The 22,728-nt window shown below is 50.2% G+C and carries 19 protein-coding genes and 2 pseudogenes; 11 read left to right on the top strand and 10 right to left on the bottom strand.

All coding sequences use genetic code 11. The features are described from left to right. The first annotated feature begins 10 nt into the window (after positions 1-10). Positions 11-1,774, top strand: a complete 1,764-nt coding sequence (locus tag EDM60_RS25805) for a VWA domain-containing protein (protein WP_122966514.1) — start codon at positions 11-13, stop codon at positions 1,772-1,774. 106 nt (positions 1,775-1,880) lie between these two features. Here the strand turns inward: EDM60_RS25805 and EDM60_RS25800 are convergent, their stop codons facing one another. Continuing rightward, entirely contained in the window at positions 1,881-2,759 is an 879-nt protein-coding gene (locus tag EDM60_RS25800; protein ID WP_122966513.1) for a 5'-3' exonuclease, read from the bottom strand. Between the two features lie 248 nt (positions 2,760-3,007). Here EDM60_RS25800 and EDM60_RS25795 point away from each other — a divergent pair, with 248 nt between their 5' ends. The 9 genes from EDM60_RS25795 to EDM60_RS25755 all read left to right on the top strand — a co-directional run bounded on the left by EDM60_RS25795 (position 3,008) and on the right by EDM60_RS25755 (position 10,188). Next, positions 3,008-3,208 carry an alpha/beta-type small acid-soluble spore protein gene (locus EDM60_RS25795; RefSeq protein WP_005836264.1) on the top strand — a complete coding sequence of 67 codons (201 nt, stop codon included), beginning with the start codon at positions 3,008-3,010 and terminating at the stop codon, positions 3,206-3,208. 190 nt (positions 3,209-3,398) lie between these two features. Next, positions 3,399-3,656 carry a hypothetical protein gene (locus EDM60_RS25790; RefSeq protein ID WP_063231451.1) on the top strand — a complete coding sequence of 86 codons (258 nt, stop codon included), beginning with the start codon at positions 3,399-3,401 and terminating at the stop codon, positions 3,654-3,656. Positions 3,657-3,757: 101 nt separating this feature from the next. Next, on the top strand, positions 3,758-4,633 hold the full coding sequence (locus EDM60_RS25785) for a M23 family metallopeptidase (RefSeq protein WP_122966512.1): 876 nt from the start codon (positions 3,758-3,760) through the stop codon (positions 4,631-4,633). Between the two features lie 15 nt (positions 4,634-4,648). Beyond that, positions 4,649-5,464, top strand: coding sequence for a GTP pyrophosphokinase (locus EDM60_RS25780; protein WP_122966511.1), 816 nt, complete (start codon positions 4,649-4,651; stop codon positions 5,462-5,464). Positions 5,465-5,547: 83 nt separating this feature from the next. Further along, entirely contained in the window at positions 5,548-6,771 is a 1,224-nt protein-coding gene (locus EDM60_RS25775; RefSeq protein ID WP_122966510.1) for a D-alanyl-D-alanine carboxypeptidase family protein, read from the top strand. Between the two features lie 179 nt (positions 6,772-6,950). After that, the gene (locus EDM60_RS25770) at positions 6,951-7,838 is read left to right on the top strand and encodes a glycosyltransferase family 2 protein (RefSeq protein WP_122966509.1); all 888 of its coding nucleotides are present in this window, start codon (positions 6,951-6,953) and stop codon (positions 7,836-7,838) included. Continuing rightward, a complete protein-coding gene (locus tag EDM60_RS25765) occupies positions 7,768-8,556 on the top strand; it encodes a glycosyltransferase family A protein (protein WP_233454168.1) in 789 nt (262 codons plus the stop codon). Before EDM60_RS25770 ends, EDM60_RS25765 begins: the two co-directional genes overlap by 71 nt. A 124-nt stretch (positions 8,557-8,680) precedes the next feature. Continuing rightward, positions 8,681-9,388: a purine-nucleoside phosphorylase gene (deoD, locus tag EDM60_RS25760; protein WP_122966507.1), complete on the top strand. Its 708-nt coding sequence runs from the start codon at positions 8,681-8,683 to the stop codon at positions 9,386-9,388. 107 nt (positions 9,389-9,495) lie between these two features. Then, complete coding sequence (locus EDM60_RS25755) at positions 9,496-10,188, top strand: DUF4241 domain-containing protein (RefSeq protein WP_122966506.1); 693 nt, start codon at positions 9,496-9,498, stop codon at positions 10,186-10,188. A 931-nt stretch (positions 10,189-11,119) separates the two neighbouring features. On the opposite strand, the pseudogene EDM60_RS29635 reads toward EDM60_RS25755, so the two are convergent. From EDM60_RS29635 to EDM60_RS25725, 6 genes and pseudogenes are all read right to left on the bottom strand, one after another. Further along, positions 11,120-11,272, bottom strand: a pseudogene (locus tag EDM60_RS29635) (tyrosine-type recombinase/integrase); the annotation flags it as partial. Positions 11,273-11,827: 555 nt separating this feature from the next. Further along, a complete protein-coding gene (gene sigJ / locus EDM60_RS25745) occupies positions 11,828-12,691 on the bottom strand; it encodes an RNA polymerase sigma factor SigJ (RefSeq protein ID WP_122966505.1) in 864 nt (287 codons plus the stop codon). A gap of 44 nt (positions 12,692-12,735) precedes the next feature. Then, positions 12,736-13,932: an NAD(P)/FAD-dependent oxidoreductase gene (locus EDM60_RS25740; protein ID WP_122966504.1), complete on the bottom strand. Its 1,197-nt coding sequence runs from the start codon at positions 13,930-13,932 to the stop codon at positions 12,736-12,738. Positions 13,933-14,176: 244 nt separating this feature from the next. Beyond that, positions 14,177-15,934: a Rieske (2Fe-2S) protein gene (locus EDM60_RS25735; RefSeq protein WP_122966503.1), complete on the bottom strand. Its 1,758-nt coding sequence runs from the start codon at positions 15,932-15,934 to the stop codon at positions 14,177-14,179. A 227-nt stretch (positions 15,935-16,161) separates the two neighbouring features. Continuing rightward, the gene (locus EDM60_RS25730; protein ID WP_122966525.1) at positions 16,162-17,331 is read right to left on the bottom strand and encodes an MFS transporter; all 1,170 of its coding nucleotides are present in this window, start codon (positions 17,329-17,331) and stop codon (positions 16,162-16,164) included. Between the two features lie 110 nt (positions 17,332-17,441). Further along, entirely contained in the window at positions 17,442-18,482 is a 1,041-nt protein-coding gene (locus tag EDM60_RS25725) for an NAD(P)-dependent alcohol dehydrogenase (RefSeq protein ID WP_122966502.1), read from the bottom strand. 189 nt (positions 18,483-18,671) lie between these two features. Here EDM60_RS25725 and EDM60_RS25720 point away from each other — a divergent pair, with 189 nt between their 5' ends. After that, positions 18,672-19,217 carry a TetR/AcrR family transcriptional regulator gene (locus EDM60_RS25720; protein WP_122966501.1) on the top strand — a complete coding sequence of 182 codons (546 nt, stop codon included), beginning with the start codon at positions 18,672-18,674 and terminating at the stop codon, positions 19,215-19,217. 149 nt (positions 19,218-19,366) lie between these two features. Here the strand turns inward: EDM60_RS25720 and EDM60_RS25715 are convergent. The 3 genes and pseudogenes from EDM60_RS25715 to EDM60_RS25705 form a co-directional block, all read right to left on the bottom strand. Continuing rightward, positions 19,367-19,639, bottom strand: a pseudogene (locus EDM60_RS25715) (phosphoenolpyruvate synthase); the annotation flags it as partial. A gap of 39 nt (positions 19,640-19,678) precedes the next feature. Beyond that, entirely contained in the window at positions 19,679-20,179 is a 501-nt protein-coding gene (locus tag EDM60_RS25710; protein ID WP_122966500.1) for a DinB family protein, read from the bottom strand. Between the two features lie 103 nt (positions 20,180-20,282). Next, positions 20,283-22,538, bottom strand: coding sequence for an ATP-binding cassette domain-containing protein (locus tag EDM60_RS25705; RefSeq protein WP_122966499.1), 2,256 nt, complete (start codon positions 22,536-22,538; stop codon positions 20,283-20,285). Positions 22,539-22,728: the final 190 nt, after the last annotated feature.

Raw genomic sequence — 22,728 nt, 5'->3', positions numbered from 1 at the left:
GGTAGCGACGATGATGATTCGTGCCAGCGGGGTCGATCGCTATCTGTTTGAGACGTATCTCGCTGCTTCGCGCACAGCCCAGGAATGGGTACTAGAAGCGCAAACCCGTGCCGAGTGGTTTGATCGCGAGCTGCTCGCAGACTTTTTTCTCGTGTTTTACTTGGAAAAGCCCGAGATTGATGCAAGCCAGGAATCGATCCCTTTTCACCATTGGCTGATTCGCATGCTGATGAAGCAGTATTTTACGCGAATGATCCATCCCCGGACGATGGGCAACGAAAGTGCCGCCTTCAAGACGGCGATCAAGTCGCTTTTGTGGCTCACGGAGACTTTCGCGGACGAAGTGAAGCAGCGCCAAAAAGACCGCAAACTCACTCCGCTGCTCGCTGGCCTGAAAGAGCAGGAGGGACAGGAAGGGACAAAAGAGGCGCAGCTGGCTGATTTGCTGACGGAAAAGCAAAAGGCAAAGCTGGAGCTTGTCGGCTATACGCTGCAACAAGGCAAGCGTGTGGTGGAAGACAAGCAGGAGGCGCTGGACAACAAGCCACTCGTGCGTGCGGAAATTCTCGCTCTGCAAACGAAAATCGCACAGCTTCGCGAGGAAATGAGCGTGCAGTTCACGAAGCGAGCCAAACTGCTGCAAAAAGTGAAAAAGCTGGAGGAAGAGTTGGCGCAGCGGGAAAAGCAGCTTGATCGTCTGCAAAAGCAGGAAAAAGACGCCATGGACGCGCTGGAAAAAGAGCTCGGCCAGTGGCTGGAGCAGTCTTTGAAAGGAACGCTTTCCACAGAAGAGCTGGATACGCTGTTTGTCGATGAAGTGTTCGCCGCAAGCCAGCGTTTTGCCAACCGCAGTTGGGGTCACGACTTGGGCAAGCTGCGCAGGCAAAGCTTTGAGCAGTATTTGAAGTGGATCGAAAAATTGAAGCGCCATCCCGATCTGGTTGCCTTTTTAAACGAGGTCGGTCGTCAGGTGCATCGCTTTCGGGTACGGCGAAAAGAAATTCGTTCCCGTCATTTGCCGGAGGAATACTACGATTTGTGGCAATCGGGCGATATTGCCCACATGCTGCCAGGCGAAGCCGTACTGCTCGCCGATCCGGACTTCGAGAACTACTTCCTGCTCAAATGGGTGGAGCAAAAACTGATGACGTACGATACATCCGGTTGGGTAGAGGAACCGCCGAAAGGGCCTGTCATCTGCATGCTGGACACCTCTCATTCGATGCGCGGCGCGAAGCTGCGGCTGGCGCAAATTTTTCTCATGACGTTTGCCGCCCTGTCCATGCTGGAAAAGCGGGATTTCGTCCTGCTTTTGTTCGGCGCAAAAGGAGAGTTGAAGGAGCAGCCGCTGTATCATCGCAAGCCGGATTGGGCGGCTTTTTACAGTCTGGCGCAAATGGTCTTTGGCGGAGGGACGCATTTTGATGCGCCGATGAAGCGGGCGATGGAGCTTGTCGAGACGGAAAAAGCGTGGCAAGGCGCCGATTTTGTGATGATCACGGACGGCATTGGCGGAATCTCGCCCTACGTGCAGGAAAAGCTGGTTGCCCTCGGGCAAAAGAAACAAGTGCGCCTGCACAGCCTGATTGTCGGTTCCGCCAGACAGCATCTTGTCCAGACGTACGATTTGTTTGGCGTCTCCCATCGGGTTCGCTTCGCTACGAGCTGGGAGGCAGAAGGGGGAGAAAATACCGGGCTATTGCTCGACGTGTTTGAGTCTTCCCGCCAGGAGCAAGCGAAAAAAGCAAATCCATACAAGCGAACACCTCGTTGATAGCCAGCGAGGTGTTTTTTCACTGTGTCGCCGAGACAGGTAAACAGGAAAAAACGCTCCGACTTCTACGGGAAAAGTCGGAGCGCAGCGGTTATCGGCTTTATGATTAACCTACTCTTGTCGCCAGACTGCGGCCAAATTCGAGTTCTTCAAATTTGCCAAGCACAGTCGAGGAATCGTACGTCCAGGCCGCTTCCTCCATGGAAAACTCCACAGGCACGTCGCGAATAATCGTCGCCAGCTTCTGGCTCAAGTACACCTGATCGCGATGTTCTTCCAGCTTGCTGCGCATTTTTGGCGTGCAGTTTTTCAAGTTTTCGTACAGGTTGTCCAGGTTGCCGTGCTCCGTAATCAGCTTCGTCGCCGTTTTTTCCCCGATTCCCGGGCAGCCCGGAATGCAGTCGGACGTATCGCCCATCAATGCTTTGACGTCCACCACCTGCTCCGGAGAAATCCCGCGCAAAGCGAGCAGGCTCGCCGGGTTGTAATGCTCATGCTTGCCGCCGTTTTTCAGGATTTTCACGCTGACTTTTTCATCGACGAGCTGCAAGCTGTCATAGTCGCCCGTCGCAATGACGATTTCATGTCCTTCGTCAGACAGACGCGTGGACAGCGTGCCGAGCACATCGTCACCCTCGTATCCCGGACAGCCAATGTTCGGGACGGAAAAGGCAGCGGTCAGTTCCTTGACCAGGTCGAATTGCGGGATCAGCTCGTCCGGCGGCGCCGTGCGATTGGACTTGTAGCCGTCAAACCATTGGCTGCGCACGAGCGATTCGCGTGAGGCCACATCCCAGCCGACGATCAGGTGGGTCGGGCGCACCAGCTCGGCGTAATCCAGCATCATTTTCGTAAAACCGTACACCGCATTCGTGTAAATACCTGTGGAGGTTTGCCGATAGGCACCGCCCCAGGCAGACCCGTAAAACGCGCGAAATAAAAAGCTCATGCCGTCGATGAGCAATACTTTTCCTGATTCACTCACAAAAGCTAACCCCTCTCAGCTCCAAACTATACGCCTCATTATAGCATAAAGGGCCGGGACAACTTTGTCAGATTTTACATTTCGCTGGAGCGTATGGAGATGCGATCTCGTGGGATGATAGTATCACAAGAGGTTGACAACCACCTCTTGGCCCTCAAAATCATCTTCCGGTCTCAGTCGGTGAGAGGCGAGCAGCAGGCGGTTCAAATCCGTCCCGGGAGAAAAAAACGCGTCGGGAGGAATCAATCATGGCTAACAACAACGGAAGCAGCAACAACCTGGTAGTTCCTCAAGCGAACCAAGCTCTGGATCAACTGAAGTATGAGATTGCATCTGAATTTGGTGTAAATCTCGGCCCAGACACTACTTCTCGCCAAAACGGTTCGGTTGGTGGCGAAATTACGAAGCGTCTGGTAAGTTTCGCTGAGCAACAAATGGCTGGCCGCTAAGCTCATCGCTCGGACAAGTAAATAGCTGGATGAAGAGAGGTCCCTTCTACGGGGCCTCTCTTGTTTTGCGTTGCAGCCCTTTCTTTTAGACAGGGTGCAAACACACAAGCACATTCGCGGACTAGTCATATGGTGTAACGAACAGCTCTCTATTCTTGTTTGTACATGCGAAAGGAGTGACGTTTCGACGATGAAGAAAAAAGAAGTGAAAAAGCTTCTGAAGGAAAATCCTGAATTCGAAGCGTGGGTCGTGGAAGACTCCATGCGCGTCCGGGCAGTCAGGAGCAATCCCGGCATGGCGGAAGAATTGTTCAAACGCTGGAATGATCGCAAAAGAGGGCGGCTTGATTTTGACAACATCTCGCAAAAAACGAAACGGGCCAGCGAAATGCTGACCGGAGTGCAATCGATCATGGACATGATGGCAGACTACACGAAGAAACTGTAAAAAAGCTGCTGTGACTGGAGAAGGCTAGTCGGATAGCCTTCTTTTTCTTTTTCCTTTCAAGTTCGGTTTTGTTATACTAGAAAATGGGAGGGAGCGTGCTTATGTTCCAATCGATGGTCAGTTTAATGATGGTCGTTGCGTTGACGCTCACGTCTGGAACGACCGTTTACAGCCAGGTACTGGAAGGCGCTTACGCGAGTGCAGAGAAACAACAACCATCGCTTAGCGTGACGCCAGCCAAGACGTATCCCGGCGATGTGATTTTGGTGCGCAGCAAACAGCCTCAAACGGTCACGCTCTTTTCGCGAACATACCGTTTGCAGTCCTCTTCTAACGAGTATGCCCGATTTATCCCGATTCCATTTGACGTGAAGCCGGGAGACTACAAGCTGCAATCAGCAGACAAAAAGCTGTCTGTTGCCGTGACGGTTCAACCGAAAAAGTTCGAAGTGGACAAGCTGACGGTAAGCAAGCAAATGAATGCCATGCGTCAGGATACGGCCCGCATCGATGCCGATCAGAAAAAAATCAACGCCGCTCGCGCAAGCTCACGGGCGACTCCGTACTTTACCGAACCATTTATCGTACCGACGAAAGGAACGTTGACAACCCCGTTTGGCTACCAGCGCGTGGTCAACGGAGTGCCTGCCAATCGCCATGCAGCGATTGACTTGGCGAACAAAACAGGAACGCCGATCTGGGCGAGCAACAACGGCAAGGTCGTTTTGGCAGACTCGCTTTATTTGACAGGCAACACGATCATTATTGATCACGGTCTAAACGTGTTTTCCATCTACGCACATATGTCGAAGCTGTCCGTCAAGGCCGGGCAGGAAGTGAAACAGGGTCAGGTGATTGGGCAAATGGGCACGACGGGTTTTTCTACAGGCCCTCACCTTCATTACGGCATGTTGATTGGCAATACGTACGTAAATCCGCAGCCGTTTTTTGATGCATCACCTTTCCTCTGGAAGTAATTGGAGGTGTTTTTTATGAGAGGTACCCATGTGCCAAGCAAAGTCTTGAACAATATGGTCCATTTCTTGGCACCGTATGAACAGGCAGTAGAGGAATTGAAGCTCAAACTGAAAGGAATCAAGTACGGCTTTTTGAAAAGCGGCCGCTATTCTCCGATTGAATTTGTGGTGGGGCGAGTCAAAAAAGTGGACAGTCTCATCAAAAAGGCGAACGAGAAGGGAATCGATTTTCAGCAAGCCAACTGGCAAGAGGAAGTCGGCAAGGAAGTTCAGGATATCGCGGGCTTGCGCGTAGTTTGCCGCTATGTCGATGACGTCAGAGAAGTACAGCAGTTGTTGTATGAGCGGGAAGATATCGTCATTCACGACATCAAGGACTACATCGCTAACCCGAAAGATTCCGGTTACCGCAGTATCCATATGATTGTTTCTTATACCGTATATCACGGGAGCGAAAAGCGTACCCTTTTTTGTGAAATCCAAATTCGTACACTCGGCATGAACTTCTGGGCGACAAACGAGCACGAGCTGCGCTACAAATACGACGGAAATATTCCGAAGGATGTGCTGCAACAGCTGCATGAAGCGTCTGTCATCACCCATCAGCTCGATGTGTTGATGAACAACCTGCGCCAGGAGATTTTGACTCCGGCGGAAGTGGATTCGACGCTTGAAGAAAAGCTGGAAGAAATTTTTTCGCTCTACGTCAAACAAGATTTGGAGTCTGCCGCAGCTTTGTACCGCGAGCACGTCAGCGGCTTCGAGGAAGCTTTTGCGGACAATCCGAAGTTCAAAATGATTCACGATTTGCTCGGCAAGCGGTTGAAATAACGGCCAAAGCCGAGCTTCATACAGTCAAATAGTCAAAAGCCATACGTTAACACCCGACAAGCAAGGAAAGGATTTAGACTAACATGCGCTTTCTACTCACGTACCTTCTCGTTGTGGTCACGGTGATGGTCAATCTCGACGTGCCTGTGGCTTTTGCTGAGGGAGCGCCTGCGATTGCACCAGACCAACTGTTTGGCGAATCGGCCATCCTCATCGATGCGACAACGGGACAAGTCCTGTTTGAAAAGAACCCTCATGTCAGGCTATACCCTGCCAGCATAACGAAAATCGCTACCGGCATTTACGCCATCGAAAAAGGAAATCCGGATGATACCGTCACGGTTTCCAAAAAAGCCAGATTTGAAGAAGGAACGCGGGTTTACCTGGGAGAAGGCGAGCAAGTTTCGCTGCGCAAGCTGGAATACGGCTTGCTGATGCACTCGGGAAATGACGCTGCGACCGCGATCGCGGAGCATATGAGCGGCACTACCGAGCAGTTCGCCCAGGAACTGAACGCTTACTTGGCTGAAAAAGTGGGCGTGACAGAAACTCATTTTGCCAACGCACACGGCTTGCACGACCCGAACCATTACACGACAGCCGCCGACATGGCCAAAATCGCCCAGTACGCGATGAAAAATCCGATTTTCCGGCAAATCGTCGGCACAAACCGCCTGCCATGGGACGGGAAGGAATGGAAATCGGAGCTGATCAATCACAACAAGCTGCTGCGCGATTATCCCGGGGCAACCGGGATCAAGAATGGTTTTACCGATCAGGCGATGCATACATTGGTTGGCTCTGCCAAACGCGGCGATACGGAGATGATCGCTGTCACGATGAAAGCGGCTTCAAGCAACTATGCGTACAAAGACGTAGTCAAGCTGCTTGATTTCGGGTTGAACGGCTATGAGACGAAGCAAATTGCCGCCAAAGGAGAGCGTTACACAGAGGTGTCGTCACCGGGCAGTGACAGCCAAGTGACTTACTCGGCAAAGGATGATTTGTATGCGACTGTTCCAAAAGGCACGGAGCCGCTCGTCCAGCTCGCTTCAGACGGACAGCTCTCCGTCACGGCCGGGGCACTTGCGGTTTCCTACCCGCTAGAGCGCCACGATCCACCTGTGCAACCGAAACCGACAGTAATCGCTTCGGCGTTAGCATTGGACGACAGTCCTCCCGTGGCGCGGTACAGCGTGCTGATCGCCTGGCTGGGGATGAATTTGTTCTTGATCGGCTGTGCCATCGCCCGCTCGCGCAAAGCGCGTCGAGTCCGGCAGCGCGATTGGCAGCGCCGCGTAAATTGACAAAAGGGAATGCAAGGCAGGCAATCAAAAGCAGGGCGACGGACAACGCTTCCATCGTCCTGCTTTTTTGCATGCGGATTTGGATAGAACGCGCGGGGATAGCAGCCGTGTCCTATTGTTGCCGGGAAACGTACAATATGGGTAAAGCCTTACATTTCTGTCGATGGGGGGAACTGCCGATGGACGCTACACACGATGTACAAGGTCTTTTGTCCGTCATTATCCCGACCCATGACCAGGCCAGGAATGTAGAGCGCTTGGTTCACGCTGTAAAGCAAGTGACTCCTGGCGCGGAAATGATCATCGTCTGCGCAGGGTTGCAGCCCCATGCGGACGATATCTCTGTATCTTACGTGTGGGGAGCGAAAGTGATTGCGGCCGAGAGCAATGCCAGCAGCAGCGAATGCCGGGCGATTGGCGCCAAGCACGCCACAGGAAGCGTTCTGCTTTTTCTGGACGAGCGAAACGGCTTGTCACAGGCTTGTTATAAAAAGTGGATCGCAAAAGTCCAGCAAGGCTATGACGTCGTCATGTGCGCAGACGACTTTGGACAGGCAAAAACGAAGCCGGGCTCTGTCCGCTACGCCTTTTCCTTCCTGAATCAGTTGCTCGGTCATCGGCAGTTCGGTTCGGCTTCGTTGGAAAAGGCTCCGTTCATACTGAACCGCAAGGCGTTGGAGACGATCGACTTTCGAGCCTTGTGCATTCCGGCCGTGGCGCTTGTGAAAGCCGTCAAAAAAGGTCTTGCCATCACCTGTGAGCCAATCGAGCGCTCCGCACGAAAGCGATTGCCGCCAAGTCAGGCTTTAGCCAAACCAAAATCAGTCTTATTCGAGGAACATGCGCGAGCGATTCACATGCTCCTCCAAGATAAAAATGAGCGCGGAGCCATGCCGGATGGGGAACGGCACCGGATTTTGGCGCAAGAAACAGGACTTTTGCATCTGCGTTCTGTGTTCTACCAGGAATCAGACGACAAGGAGGCCGATGGATGGGGTGCCAAACGGAAAGAAAGGACCAAGAGAATCCGCAAGAGAGCGCAAAGACACAAAAGGCGTCCGCATTAGCCATGTGGAAAAATGGGAGAATCAGGGCAGACTAAGCATTATCGTCGGAGTCGAACAGGATGAAAAAACGGTGCTCAAGGTGCTCAAACAGGCTGAGAAGCTCTGCCCCTTGGAAATCGTCGTCGTCGTGCACGGCAGTCAAGATCGCTCGCTGGAACAGGTGCTTTCCTACTCTGGCAGCGCCTTGCGCATCTTCGTCTATCCTTTTGCGCTCGGGGAAGATGTGTGGCGTACAGTGGGAGCGCGCGAAGCGACGGGCGACGTGTGGCTGTTTCTTGCGGCGGAGCAAATCGTCGCCGCCCACGAGCTTCAGCCGTTTGTCCGTTCCTGCTATCGCGGCGGTGATATTGCTGTACGGCACGCCGCCTGTTCACCTGTAAGGGTGAAGGAAGAACAGTACCCGGTGCAGTTAGCCAAACAATTCCTCAATAGCTTGCTCAATCGCAGTGAGCTTGGCGGTGCGTCGATGAACGATCTTCCTTTTGCCATCACGCGGGAAGCTGCTTCCTCGATCGGTGCCCACTATTTTCTCGTCCCAGCCGTAGCACAAGCGATCGCTTTGCAAAAAGAACTGCGCGTGACATCTATCCGCACGAGGATTGAGCGGCTTTCAGGCAAGGAGCAGCGAATCACGCCGGAACGCGATGCGCAAAGCAAGTTGACAGACTTGGGAGATCACCTGGAGGCCATCTCCTTTTTACAGCAACCAGACGAATGACATACACGGTTCAAATAAGCGATGCTGCCATAGTATCGCTCTCTATTTTTCATTTTGCATCGTTCGGTTTTTGTAGTACGATAGTCAGGTAGGAAATTTTTTGTAAGAGAAGGAGCAAGCGATTATGAGTATACATATTGGAGCGAAGCAAGGACAAATCGCAGAAACGATTTTGCTGCCTGGCGATCCGTTGCGCGCCAAATACATTGCGGAAACTTTCCTGGAAGGCGCCGAGTGCTACAATGAAGTGCGCGGCATGCTCGGATTCACAGGTACATACAAAGGCAAACGCGTCTCCGTCCAAGGAACAGGCATGGGCGTTCCGTCTATCTCGATTTACGTGAATGAACTGATGGAGTCCTACGGCGTGCAAAACTTGATTCGCGTCGGAACGTGCGGAGCGATCCAGGAAGACATCAAAGTGCGCGACGTCATCATCGCGATGAGCGCTTCTTCTGATTCGCAAGTAAACCGCTTGCTGTTCAACCAGATTGATTTTGCTCCGACAGCGAGCTTTGAACTTTTGCACAAAGCTTACCAAGTAGCATCTGAGCGCAATCTGTCAGTCAAAGTCGGCAATATTTTCACCAGCGACAGCTTTTACCGCGAAAATTTTGACCTGTACAAAAAACTGGCGACTTACCAGGTGCTTGCCGTCGAAATGGAGTCTTCCGCACTCTACACATTGGCCGCCAAGCACAAGCGCAACGCCTTGTCCATCTTGACCGTAAGCGACCACATTTTGACCGGAGAAGAGACTTCGGCAGATGAGCGCCAAACGACGTTCAACGAAATGATCGAAGTGGCGCTGGACGCAGCTTTAACGAAATAAACAAGCAAGAAACGAATGCGAAGACTGACAACCCGCTGGCAACTACCTGACAGTGGGTTGCTTCATTCTGTAGCGATACCAAATGGATTTGCTAGGAGGAATGACGTGTGAGAGAGCATTATCCTGATTTTTTTGAGAGCGCATTTGCAGCAGGATTTCGTACGGAACAGGACGGCTATGAATACCGCCTTTTCCGCCAAGACATCGGCCAGCTCCAGATTCAAACAGGAAAAATCGTCGCCAATGACCCGCTAGTCATGTTTGAGACGGAACCATTTACGGAAACATTCCCGACAGGCAGCTTCCCGGTTCAGCTCGCGATTGCACAAGTACAGCATTTGGGTGAAGCGAAGTCGCCAGAGGAAGAATTGGAACCGGATGAGCGCGTCGCTTTGGCCCGGATTGTGTTTGCAGATAAGCCGGTAGTGAGTTGGAAAATGGCGGTCTGGGAAAACTCGGACGTCTCTCAGCTCGCACCTCATGAGTTTTTTGGCTACGGCGTTGACGCAGGCACAGGCTGCTTTATGGACGAAGTGGCATGCAAACAACTGGAGAGCAAAATGGAGCAGGACGATACATATTTCGAAACATTGATGGAGGAAATGGATCAGACGTACAAACACACGCGAAACTGGCTGGTGAAAGACATGGGGGATGGCGCAAACATTGCCATGTTTTCGTCCGGCTGGGGCGATGGCAGCTACGCAAGCTATATCGGTTACGATGCAGATGGGAAAATCGTTCGCTTGTTGACGGATTTTTACGTGGTAGGCTGGATGGAGTCTCCAGAAGAAGAGTAGCGATTGGCTGAGGGGATCGACAAGAGGTAGTGGAGCAAGGAAGAGAAGAGAGAGGATGGCGTAGCCTCGATTCACGCCAAACAGAGTGCCGCTTTTGCTGGGCACTCTTTGTTTTTATTTTCGTTTGCCTGGTTTTTTCTCCAAGTAGTGGGCCAGGTTATTTAGCGTATCTTCGTAGGATCTTTTTTTGGAAGAGGTGGTGGCTGCCGTCGATTTTGTTTTTACTTTTGTCATGTCGGGACCTCCAGGTGAGTGTGGTTGTTTTTTAGTCATAGTGATCTTAATTATACTATAATTTAATTTACAATAAATGTAAATATATAATTTTAAAAATATTTCATTATTTTTCGTGTGAGTGAATTTTTGTGGTGTTGTCTGAGGGACATGTCTTAGAGCGTGGTGGTTTATGGTTTACGGTTCATAGATATAAAGCTTTAGCTTTTACAGATCCAGAGCTGCTGAAGCTATTGTGAAAGCTTGCTTGGATTTGTTGTCATGGATGAATCTTATTGAGCCAGCGGAAAATCGGCAATGCCGGGCATTTACGTCTATTAGCTATTTGATGTGAGACTTTGACGGATGATGCATTTTGTCGAATGAAAACACTTTGGATCATGCCGGTTATTTGTGGCGGCTGTATGGCAAATGGCTGGTTATGCACGGTTGGCCTGATTTGAGTTTGTTGTTGGTGCTGGTTGGTCATTTTCGGCTGGGATAGGTGGTTCTTCACTACTGTTTTGCTTGATATTATTTTGAGTCCGATAATATATATTATGTAAACTGATAAAAAGAGCAGAAATCGTTGAGACTGTTGTCTGTTAACGTAAACATTACTCCATTGGTACAAGAGTTTAAAAGCAACATCTGTACATTAAAGCAAAAGTGGTTGCATCATTTGTGCAACCACTTGAACTTGAAAAGAAGGAAATCTCTAATAGTTTAATGGATTGGATTCAAGCACTGAACGCATTTTTTCCTGTTTGATCTTCGTATAAATTTTATTAGTACTGGGGTCTTTATGGCCAAGAAGTTCAGAAATAGCCAGTAGATCTGCATTTCCTTCGTTATATAGAATGGTTGCGCATGTATGTCTTAATTAGTGCCGTTTAAGTTCATTCTTATTAAACTCAGTTCATGAAATAGCATTTTCATGAACTGAGTTTCAATCATATTATAACTTTTATTTTTTGATCGTGCTTAGCATAATTAAATTTTTGGATGATTCTTTTCATTAATTATGCCTCTTATACGTATTCTTTCCTTTGCTCACCAATTTCCCCTAATGGTTTTGTTACCGATTGACCAAAACCCCCGCTACGCTCTGGGAATCCCGGATGACAGACAATAGTGTTTGTATAACCTACCCCTCCCTGTAAACATACTATTCGATGCAGACTTGAATAATAATGATATTGTTAGGTAAACAGGTAGACCCAGCACTCTCATGAACAACCATATAAGAGAGCGAACACCGTAGAAGTGTTCGCCCAAAGAGTCGTTGTGTATAAGTGTCCAATTTATAGTAGTATTTCAAACGGCGGCAGGCCTGAACGAGAAAATAAAGTTATAGACTGCCGCTGTATTGTTGATCTAACGTTTCCTGTTTGTTGTATGGTTTATGAAAATTTCATTTCACTACCTAAACCTGGGCAAGCTTATCCGGGTTACGTACAGCATAGATTCGCGTAAGCTTTCCGTGTCGGAGTTGGATGAATACTGCAGCCACGGTTTCGCTCCCCAAACGGATTATGATGCTGGTCTCCCCGTTCAGAGGGACAACCTCGAAACGGAAATCTCCCTGGGAATAGGACCTTAACTTCTGGATTCCGGCGAATAGAACTCGAGCCACAAGCTCGGGTGTTTTCACCGGATGCCTGAACGCTTTTGCTTTCCCGCCTCCGTCGGCGACGAACATGACGTCTTCGGCCAACAGCGACATTAGATGATCAACGTTCCCTTGCTCCAGAGAGATGAGGAATCGGCTAACCCATTCCAATTCGATTACTTCGGCCGCAACCTGCTCATCCTCGGCGATGCCCATTTTGTTTCTTGCCCGGCTTAACAGCTTGCGGCAGTTCGCCTCTTGCTTGCCGAGCAGTTCCGCAATTTCAGGGTAGTCGAAGCCTAGCGCCTCACGTAGGACAAAGACCGTCCGCTCTGTCGGCGTCAGCCGCTCGAGCAGTACAAGCATCGCGTATGACAGCAGATCCCGGCGGATGACTGTCGTCTCGAGCGATTCCGCCTCCTGCGTCCGAACCGGTTCGGGGAGCCATGGACCGATGTACAACTCCCTCTTCTTCCGTGCCGATTTCTGCAGATTGAGGCAACGATTGGTTACCATTTTGCACAAATAAGCCTTAGGCTCATCTAGACGTTCGGGATGTACTTGGCACGCCTTGACAAACACGTCCTGCACCGCATCTTCCGCATCTGCTGCGGAACCTGTCAATTGGTATGCCAGAGTGAACATAAGCGCTCTATACTGAACGAACAATTCCTCCATCCATCATCTCACTCATTTCGGCTGTTGATTGTGGTATCTATTTGCTAGCGTAGCATGCTGCCTTTGTCCCACGCCAGTTTTCTGATTTTCCACCCCAGTTTTCCCGTTATGAACATATTAAGCCCCCACTTTCTTCCCCATACAAACCCGCGATCTTCTCCTAAGCCGATACAGAAGAAATCGATTATCGAGCTAGGGGATTTGTGAACCGGGGCAGGGCGGCCCTCCAGATCGGCCATTACGATTTTCCCCAGTTTATCTGCCTGCAGCGCACCTTCTCCGGCTCTCATCAGATCCGCCTTACCATTACTCGGATCAACGATTCTTGCACAGTCTCCGATGCTGTACACGCCTTGCGCTCCTTGGACGCGGTAACATTCATCCACCAGCACTTGACCATCCGAAGTAAGCGGCAATCCCATGCTTTGAAGGGCGGGATTCGGAATCAAACCAATTGTCCAGATACATAGACCAACGGGCAGACGGTCGCCATTGCTGAGCTGCACCGCATCTTCTTCCGCCTTTGTCACTTTACGATTGTAAAGAACTTTTACGCCGCAATTGCTGAGAGCCTGATCCAATTTTATCCCGACTTTTTCGGGCCCTTCCATGAACAATCGTTTTTGTCCACTCAACAAATAAACAGAGATATTTGAGGGGTTCAGCCCTAGTGACGATGCTTCTCTCCGCATCTCAAGCGCCAGCTCGGCAGATGTCTCAACGCCGCTGATGCCCGCGCCCGCAACCGCGATCGACATCAATCTCTTTCGTTCCTCAGGATTCATCTCACTAACTGCCTTCCGCAAGTTAGCATGCCAGCGTTCCCGGATGGCCGCCGCAGCTAGCGGATCGGTCAAGGCGATGCCGCCCCGATCAGGTTCCGGTCTCCGAACGATGCTCCCGACCGCCACGACCAGAATATCATATGGCATGAGAGCATGATTACCATGCGTATCTTCATATTGAATCTGTTTTGCCCCGCTGTCCACGGACGTAACCTTGCCTTGAACGAATTCGACACCTTCTGAGAACGAATAATGTGTCCATGGAACCATAATGTCTTCCTGGCCAACAGCCGGCCGGAACAACAGCATTTTGCGCATATGACCGGATTGCTTGTCGATCAGAACAAACCGAAGACGACGTCCGTTCACCATTCCATGTGTTTCTTCCTTTATCGCTTTAAGCGAATGAAGACCTACATGGCCTCCTCCAATGATTACGCAAGTTAAGTCGTTCATCTTTCCTCAGCTCCTTAACGTTTTGCACATATAACAACGTAAGGCTCTGACTTGTGACATCGAATACGTAAGAATGGGCCGTGCTTGGCCGGAATTGGGGAACAGGAACAATAATGACCGTTGTGGAAGTCAAACATCCGGCATTAGTCGCTTCGTCATTAATGTAATTGGAAGATAAAAGAGGTATTCAGGAACAAAAAGATGACAAGTAAGTCATCTCTTCAATCAAAGCTTCATGTTAGGATTACGCTTCTTCAAATAGCCGCTCTCCCCGATGCAGCCGTACGGCTATTTGGGCCATATGCGGCTGTTCGCGCGGGGTTGGTGCATGGGCAGCCAAATAGCGGGTTGCTGCCAGAAGCATCGTTTCACCAGCGCGAGTGGCAAAAGCGTCGCTACGCATCGCCCAGCGGTCATATTCGGCTACTGCCGCTTCGTACATTTGAAACGAATGAAATTCGGCGTCTTCGCGTAAAAGCGCATGACCCAAAGTGTTAAGCAAGGCGTCGGGATTGCCGCCAGCGTGCAGGTAGCCGGCTGTCCAGCGCGCCGCTTCTTTCACCTGCTGGCGTTGATCCAAAATTTCCAGCAGCCGCTCTGGACAAGTAGTGTCGACGGCTGGTACGGCCGAGCCATCTGGGCGGCGTGCCGCAGGGATATTCAAAAAACGATCCAAATAAATTCTGATTAGCCCGTGGTAGATGGCGCGGATGAGCAATGGATGGCTTGAGCGGCGCAAACGTTCGTGCACGGCGTGGGCATAGGTAAACGTATGCAAAACGGAGAGCCAATCCCCGAAGTCATTCTGGGTATGGAAGCCAACAATCCGCTCCGCCGCGGCCAAAGCAACCAGTTGGGCCAACTGGGCCGGATGTGCGCCGGATTTCAAAAGCTCTGTCACAAGATTCACCGTTTCAAGAGGTTCGTCGCTTAACAACTGCTTCACCATTTTTTGCTCGTCTTCTGCGGAAATATTTGTATAAGGCGCGGCCAGAGGAAGACTATCCAACTGGGCGAACACTTCCTTCAGTGGAGCGACTAGATTCACTGGCGATTGCCATTGATGAAGTTCTTCGCTCCGCGTCGGATTGGCGAGAAGCCGAACCAGTGAGGTCAGTGTCTGCTCGGTATGCTCTTCGCCAATAAGGTCAATCGCTTCAAAGGCTTTATTATGGAAATCGAATGTATGCCCGCCATCCAAATAAAAGTGATCAGTCACCGCGATCAACATCATTTCCGATATCTGCTCCAGGGAAGCCCCTTGGCGGATCGCTGTGAGCAACACTCTTTCAGCTCCTTGTGTGTCGCGAACCTCGATACAGTTGCGGTACCATTCCGTCAGCCGCTCGAACGGAACGTCAGACTCCGGCAGCGGCTTGAGCAGATGCCGCGCCGCGGCACCGGAGCTGTTGCGAGCCACATGAAGCAGTCCTTGATAGAGTGCGAGGATCGTCCCTGCCTTATCTAGCTTTGGCAGCACATTGGCCATCGCGGTCAGGATGGTAAGCCCCGAATCCCATCCTCTTCCATAGACGGTACCGAAATGGATGCCGACCTGCATGATTTTCGCTGCTGGAACGCCGGCTTCCACCAATCCGACGACAGCTTTGGCAATCACCAGCCCCAGATTTTGCTCCAGACCTTCTTGCAACCGAAGTATATGTTTCTCAATGCTGTTCGCCTGTTTAGGGTGCGGATTTACCCACACTACTCCATTCTCAATTTTGACTGCATAGGATGGAACATCGTCCGCCCACGGGTCCAATGTTCCGCCGCTACAGACGTCAAAGCGCGCATGATGCCAATGGCAGGTAAGGATCCCGTCGCACAGGCTGCCCATATGCAGGGGAAATCCCAAGTGCGGACAGCGATTGTCTACCGCGTAAACCTGCTGCTCATGATAAAACACGGCGATCCCGCCGTGGATTAACTTGTGGCCCTTTTCTTGAATCGACGCCAGTGTACCTGCGTTGATCCAGGGCTGGCTTTGGGGTTGTTGCATGTTGAGCCCTCCTTAATATTCTGTATTTTCGAATAAATTTATCACTGACCTTTAAATTTGTCAACATTTTAATCTGTAATGTATAGTAAACTCATTGCAAATCCATCTCATGTAAAAAGAAGCAGACGCCTTTAGGCAAGCTGCTTCTTTCGTAGCGGAAGTCAATCTCACGTTGTCCCAAATGGATAGTGTTGGGAGCATATCTCATACGATTTGACTCCTTTTTCTCACCTAGACTGCTGTTTTGCAGGACTGTTCATATGATTTCTCATGAATATAAATACCAGACTCAATAGTAACGATAAAAATCCCACTAATACGACGTATTGGGTACCTAATTCGGAAATAAATAATCCACCTGCCGCTGTACCAATTGTTGTTCCTAAATTCACGGATGATAAAAATAAACCATTAGCGAAGTCAGGTGCTTCTGGAGCTGCAGACATAATCCAATATTGATTTATATTCGCCCCTATTCCAGCCAATATTCCCCAAATCAGCGTAATGAAAGCCATAGGTACGGTAAACTGTCCAAGTAGAAGTAAAACAATGTAAACGGCTCCCAACGCAAAAGGAAACGATACGACAGATTTGATCGCAGCTTGAGAAAGTAACTTCCCTGCTATAATGTTTCCAATGATGTTCGCTCCTCCGAATATGACTAACATGACGCTGATTACATTCCCGGAGGTATTCGTAACGGCTTTCAGATACTCGGCAAGATAGCTGTACACCCCAAATACTGCGGAATTTAGTAAAATGACAGCTACAATGGAAAGCCAGGTAATTGATTTTTTCAATACCGATAATTGAGCGCCGTAAGAAAGTCTTTCTTGAACAGGCATGGAAGGGAAAAATACGAATATCGCGATAAAGACGATAGCGTTTACGATTGCGAAAAAGGACATGGATACTTGAAACGAAACGGCACTGGCCAGAAAACTTGCGATGGGTACACCAAGTACCATGCCTGCAGATACTCCAATAAAAACTTTTGAAACAACTTTTGGCGCTTCTTCCTTGCGCACGGAGCTGGCGGCCATTGTAAAAGCTGCTGAAAAATAGATGGGGTGAAAAATAGCGGGAATCACTCGCGCAATGATTGCAATAGCAAAGTTCGTTGTAAATATAGCGACAATGTTACCCAGCACGAAAATACCAAGGACGAGCAACATGGCCGTCTTGCGATTTACCCCCGAAAATAACAACGGCATAGTTGGACCAGAGATGGATACAGCAAGTGCGAAGAGACTCACCAGCCACCCGGCCTTAGATATACTGATATGAAAGTGATCAGCCATGTAAGGTAATATTCCTATAACTCCCATTTCGGTATTGATGATGCCGAAAGCCCCTATGGCTAAGATGAAAATGAATAAATGATTTCGTTTAGCCAAAAAAACACCGCCTATCTTCATTGCTTGGAAGCTCTTAACAAAAGGTGGGTTAACCTGCAAAGTGGCTAACCCATTTTTCCTAGGGAACATGTATTTCGGATCATGAAAGACTACAAAGTAGATATATCCATTACGAATCGGTAGCGCACATCACTGCGCAAAACACGCTCATAAGCTTCTTCTATTTGTTCAGCGCGAATGATCTCGATTTTTGGTTCAATGCCATGTTCTGCGGCGAAGTCGAGCATCTCTTGTGTCTCGCGAATGCCACCGACAAGCGAACCGGCAATGCTGCGACGGCCCATGATTAAGGAAAACACATGATACTTATCAAGCTCGGCAGGCGCACCAACATTGACAAGGGTTCCATCTACGCGAAGCAACGACAAGTATGCATCGACAGGAAGGTTTGCAGAAACGGTATTTAATATGAGGTCAAAATGACCAGCCAATTCAGCGAACGTGGCGGGATCGTTGGTGGCAAAATACTGGTCTGCACCCAATTCCAGGGCCTCGTCCTTTTTATTCATCGACCGACTCAAAACCGTTACATCTGCACCAAGGGCATGCGCAAATTGAATGGCCAGGTGGCCAAGTCCCCCCATTCCGACAATCGCAACCTTCTTGCCCGGGCCAGCGTTCCAGTGCTTCAAGGGAGAATACGTGGTGATACCTGCACATAAAAGCGGCGCCGCCACATCCAAATTCAAAGCAGTAGGAATATGGACAACGAACCCTTCCTTTACAACGATTTTTTGGCTGTATCCTCCGTATGTTGGATTACCATCGTAGTCTAGTTGGTTATACGTGTTGATAACGCCTTTCGTACAATATTGCTCCTCTCCGCTGAGACAATATTCGCATTCTCCGCAAGAGTCAACAAAGCAGCCAACGCCAACGCGATCACCGACAGAAAATTTCGTAACTTCCGATCCGATTGCTGTTACAACTCCGGCGATTTCGTGACCCGGAACCATGGGGAAGATTCCATTCGCCCATTCGCCGTAAGCGCTGTGAATATCGGAGTGACATACGCCGCTAAACTTAATATCGATTAGCACATCATTCGGGCGAAGATGTCTTCTTTCGATAACAATCTTCTCAAACGGTGCTTTTGCACTTGGGACACTTAGAACATGAGTTTTGCACATATATTTTTCGCTCCTCTGCATTTCTGGTCAGTGTTGGATTACATAAACAAAACAAGTTGTTTAATCAACTCATGTCTATTATTATAGATGTCAGGGAAGCACATTCAATGGTTAAAATCACGGAATTTGTTGATATTCCAACACAGCGATCGAAAATGTTGATTATCTAAGAAAGTTGGTTAAAATACGGTGGCAAAAGTAGATCGGAGAGTTCTTAAAACACAGGAAGCGATGAAAAAGGCAGTCATTGAACTGATGGCTGAAAAAAACTTCGATGAAATTACGATTCAGGATATTGCCGACCGGGCAAACATAAACCGAGGGACCATTTACCTCCACTATCGGGATAAATTTGATTTATTAGACAAACTCATAGAGGCGCACATGAATGAGCTGGGCGATATGGGCGAATGGGCTTGCAAGCTGGATTGGAGCAATGGCCTTTTACCTTTCTTCGAGTATTTTGAGAAAAACTATGTGTTTTTTGCGACGATGTTAGCAAGTAAAGGGGCGCCCTCTTTCCGCATACGGCTTTTTGATTTGATTATCGAAGGATTTAAAGGTGAGATTGACACAGAAAGCAGGAGAAATCCGGATTTTAGTGAAGATGTTGTCTTGCAATACGCCGGGAACGCTTATGTAGGTGTAATAGAATGGTGGATAAAAAATGGAATGCCTTACCCTCCCAAAGCCATGGCTAAAAAAGTGGGAGCACTGTTAGAGAGAACGCTATAATTGTGAACGCCCTAACGTGCTCCTGCATTCAACGCATCGGAAAATAAAAAGGTACTCAGAGGCGTACTTATGCGCACCTGAATACCTTTTTTTAAGTCAACTACACTATTTCAATATACCCTTCCGTCCCATTCACGCGAATGCGGCGTGCTGATGATCCGGTAATCGAGCTTGTTTGTGCGTACGGCTTCGTGCAGTTCTGCAAACGTAAGGTAGTACATATCTTCTGTTTCACGAATCACGCCAGCTTGTACGAGCTGTTCGGCTTCTTTCAGCAAAGCCTGTTTATACACAAAATAGCGCCTGACTATGCCGTATTTTGGATATTCCCGATAGCCGATAAACTGGCGGAGCAGGTCGATCATGCGCTTTGTTTCGCCCGCTTTTTGTTCACCATCCGGCAATTGCTTCAATCGCTCCAGTGATTGTCCAGGCTCAGCTCTCGCTTACAGTTGGTTGGTTCAAGCTCCGTTTTGCTCATCAGCCGAAGGGCCGTAAAAACCAGGCACCGGAACGTCGAGCAGTCGCAAGTAAACCCCGAGCTGGGCACGATGATGGACCATATGACTCAAGCCGAAAGTGCGAAGCGCGATCGCCCGCGGTTGACAGAAGATGATATGATCGCCGTGGCTCAACGTCCACTCTTCGCTGAGCCATTTCTCGTCGCATTCGTCCAGCAGCTTTTCCAGCTTGCCGATGTTCCCGTCGAACTCCTCCAGAAATTCCTCTCGTCGTTGCAAAGCCTCCCGCTGCAGCGGTACCGTCGCAAGGTCAAACTGCGGGTATTGCAAAATCGCCAGTTGCCAGTTCAGCAAGTTGACCAGGTGTGTAGCAAGTCCGCCCAAAGTCATCGATTTCTCGTGCGGCTTCCAGTCCAGATGTTCCTCGGGCAAGCGCTCCAAAATACGGCGCGTAGCAGTCAGCTCGCGCATAGCGTCGCCAAAGATCAGTTGTTTTGTCATATATTCATCTCCTCCCTGTTTGGCAAGCATACTACAAAGTTGGACAAGTGGGAATCATTTAGGAACAGGGCTTGCTTCTCCCTGCTCCTTTTTGTTTTACACACTACCTCAAATATTTACCTGTGATCGACTGCTCCGCTTCGACGATTTGCTCCGGTGTGCCCTCAAACACTACCTGGCCGCCCTTGCTGCCGCCGTCCGGCCCCATATCGATAATCCAGTCCGCCTGGCTGATCACGTCGAGGTTATGTTCAATGACAATCACCGTATTTCCGGTGTCCACGAGCCGATTCATGATCGCAAGAAGATGGCCGATGTCCGACATATGCAAACCTGTCGTCGGCTCGTCCATGACGTAAATGCTCCCCTTCTTGTGCAGCTCGCTTGCCAGCTTGATGCGCTGGCATTCCCCGCCTGATAGCGTGCTGAGCGGCTGTCCCAGTGTGATGTAGTTCAGACCTACATCGCTCATCGCCTGCAGCTTGCGCACGACTTCTTTTAGCTCGAAAAACTCCAGCGCCTGCTCTACCGTCATCTCCAGCACTTCTGCGATGGACTTGCCGTTCAGCTTGTAGGCGAGCACCTCTTCCTTGAACCGTTTCCCGCCGCACACTTCGCATGGCAGCTTCACACTGTCGAGGAAGGCGAGGTCGGTGTACACAACGCCCAGCCCTTGGCAGTTCTCGCAAGCTCCTTTGGAGTTGAAGCTGAACAAGCTTTGATTGACTTTGTTCGCGGAAGCAAACGCCTTGCGCACATCGTCCATAATCCCTGTGTAGGTCGCAGGATTCGAGCGCGTGGATACGCCTATCGCCGATTGGTCGATGACGATGGCATCTGGATGCTGGCTGAGGAAAATTTCGTTAATCAAGGTGCTTTTGCCTGATCCGGCCACGCCTGTCACGACGGTCAGCACTCCGGTCGGAATATCGACACTCACATTTTGCAAATTGTGCAGCGTAGCGTCCTTGATGGACAGTTTGCCAGACGGCTGTCTGCAATCGCTTTTCAACTGGAGGGGGCGTTTCATATGGGTGCCTGTCAGTGTACCGGAGGCAAGCAGTCCCTGATAGCTTCCTTCATATATAATCGTACCGCCGCGGCTTCCGGCGTGAGGCCCGACGTCGACGATATGATCCGCCACTTTGATCACATCGGGATCGTGCTCGACGACAATGACGGTGTTGCCCTTGTCGCGCAGCTTTTGCAGCAATCCGTTCAGGCGGTGTACATCCCGCGGGTGCAAGCCGACGCTCGGCTCGTCGAAAATGTACGTGACATCCACCAGACTGCCGCTCAGATGCTTCACCATTTTAACCCGTTGCGACTCGCCGCCGGACAACGTGTCCGTCTCGCGGTCCAGCGTCAAATAGTCCAGTCCGATATCCACCAGATGCTGCAACCGCTCCGTCAGCGACTTGACGAGCGGCGCAACGGCGGGATCGTCGATTTCGCGAATGGCGAGGATGAGCTGTCCAACTTCCATGGCGGACATTTCCGCGATGTTGCGTCCGTTGATCCGACAATTGAGCGTGGCTTGACTGAGTCTCGCGCCTTTGCAACTCGGGCATGGACCTTCGGAGATGTACGGTGCCACCGCTTTTTGCGTGCGTTCGGACTTCGTCTTCACGTCCTGCTTGATGTACTTGTTGGTGAACTTCTCGATGACGCCTTCGACCGTAATGTTCGTCAGCTTCCCGGCGAAGTCCATCTTCACTTTCCTCGCTTTGCCGTACAGCAGCAGCTCCAGTTCTTCTTCCGTGTAATCGCAGAGCTTTTTGTCCGGATCAAACGAGCCTGACTGCAAGACCAACGTCCAATCCCAGCTGTCTACTTTATAGTCCGGCAGCATGATAGCCCCTTCGTTCAACGACTTGGACATGTCGATGGCCTTGCTCATGTCTACGCCCAATTTGCGGCCGATCCCGTTGCACTCCGGACACATGCCTTGCGGGTCGTTAAACGAAAACAGGTGCGCTTGTCCCACGTACGGCTGCCCCGCTCGCGAGAAAAGCAGACGGAGAATCGGCGAAATATCGGTAATCGTGCCCATCGTGGAATGGGAACCCCCGCCCAGCCGCTTCTGGTCGACAATCACGGCCATGCTCAAGTTCTCGATCGCGTCCGCATCTGGTTGGGGATAGCGCGGCAAGAAATTGCGCACGAACATGCTGAAGTTCTCATTCAGCAGTCGTGTCGATTCTGCGGCGATCGTATCGAAGACGATGGATGACTTGCCGGAGCCGGATACTCCGGTGAAGATTGTAATTTTCCGCTTGGGAATGCGCAAGGATACGTTTTTCAGATTGTTTTCTCGCGCACCCGAGATGACGATATACTCCTGATTTGCTTCGCTCATGCGCAACACCCTCCCGATCGTTTCATTTTTGCTCATCTTCTCATTGTACCATTTCTTGGGTGTGTATAGTCGAGCAAGACGCGTTTGTCTTGTTGTTTTTCTCGCCGGGAAGATCGGTCATGTGCCTGGCTCGGACAAAGCTGCTTTTCCTGTGCACAGAAAAAACGACCCTGGAAAAAGGGTCGTCCAT

It is taken from the genome of Brevibacillus parabrevis (assembly GCF_003710905.1).
In the GTDB taxonomy this organism is placed as follows: domain Bacteria; phylum Bacillota; class Bacilli; order Brevibacillales; family Brevibacillaceae; genus Brevibacillus; species Brevibacillus parabrevis.
Note: the sequence above shows the minus strand (reverse complement) of the source record. Positions and strands in the feature narration are given on the sequence as shown.

What these genes read in the sequence shown, in the direction of transcription:
- EDM60_RS25805 (WP_122966514.1), top strand. Translation starts at nt 11, where the DNA reads ATGATGATTCGTGCCAGCGGGGTCGATCGCTATCTGTTTGAGACGTAT.
- EDM60_RS25795 (WP_005836264.1), top strand. Translation starts at nt 3,008, where the DNA reads ATGGCTAACAACAACGGAAGCAGCAACAACCTGGTAGTTCCTCAAGCG.
- EDM60_RS25790 (WP_063231451.1), top strand. Translation starts at nt 3,399, where the DNA reads ATGAAGAAAAAAGAAGTGAAAAAGCTTCTGAAGGAAAATCCTGAATTC.
- EDM60_RS25785 (WP_122966512.1), top strand. Translation starts at nt 3,758, where the DNA reads ATGTTCCAATCGATGGTCAGTTTAATGATGGTCGTTGCGTTGACGCTC.
- EDM60_RS25780 (WP_122966511.1), top strand. Translation starts at nt 4,649, where the DNA reads ATGAGAGGTACCCATGTGCCAAGCAAAGTCTTGAACAATATGGTCCAT.
- EDM60_RS25775 (WP_122966510.1), top strand. Translation starts at nt 5,548, where the DNA reads ATGCGCTTTCTACTCACGTACCTTCTCGTTGTGGTCACGGTGATGGTC.
- EDM60_RS25770 (WP_122966509.1), top strand. Translation starts at nt 6,951, where the DNA reads ATGGACGCTACACACGATGTACAAGGTCTTTTGTCCGTCATTATCCCG.
- deoD (WP_122966507.1), top strand. Translation starts at nt 8,681, where the DNA reads ATGAGTATACATATTGGAGCGAAGCAAGGACAAATCGCAGAAACGATT.
- sigJ (WP_122966505.1), bottom strand. Translation starts at nt 12,691, where the DNA reads ATGGAGGAATTGTTCGTTCAGTATAGAGCGCTTATGTTCACTCTGGCA.
- EDM60_RS25740 (WP_122966504.1), bottom strand. Translation starts at nt 13,932, where the DNA reads ATGAACGACTTAACTTGCGTAATCATTGGAGGAGGCCATGTAGGTCTT.
- EDM60_RS25735 (WP_122966503.1), bottom strand. Translation starts at nt 15,934, where the DNA reads ATGCAACAACCCCAAAGCCAGCCCTGGATCAACGCAGGTACACTGGCG.
- EDM60_RS25725 (WP_122966502.1), bottom strand. Translation starts at nt 18,482, where the DNA reads ATGTGCAAAACTCATGTTCTAAGTGTCCCAAGTGCAAAAGCACCGTTT.
- EDM60_RS25710 (WP_122966500.1), bottom strand. Translation starts at nt 20,179, where the DNA reads ATGACAAAACAACTGATCTTTGGCGACGCTATGCGCGAGCTGACTGCT.
- EDM60_RS25705 (WP_122966499.1), bottom strand. Translation starts at nt 22,538, where the DNA reads ATGAGCGAAGCAAATCAGGAGTATATCGTCATCTCGGGTGCGCGAGAA.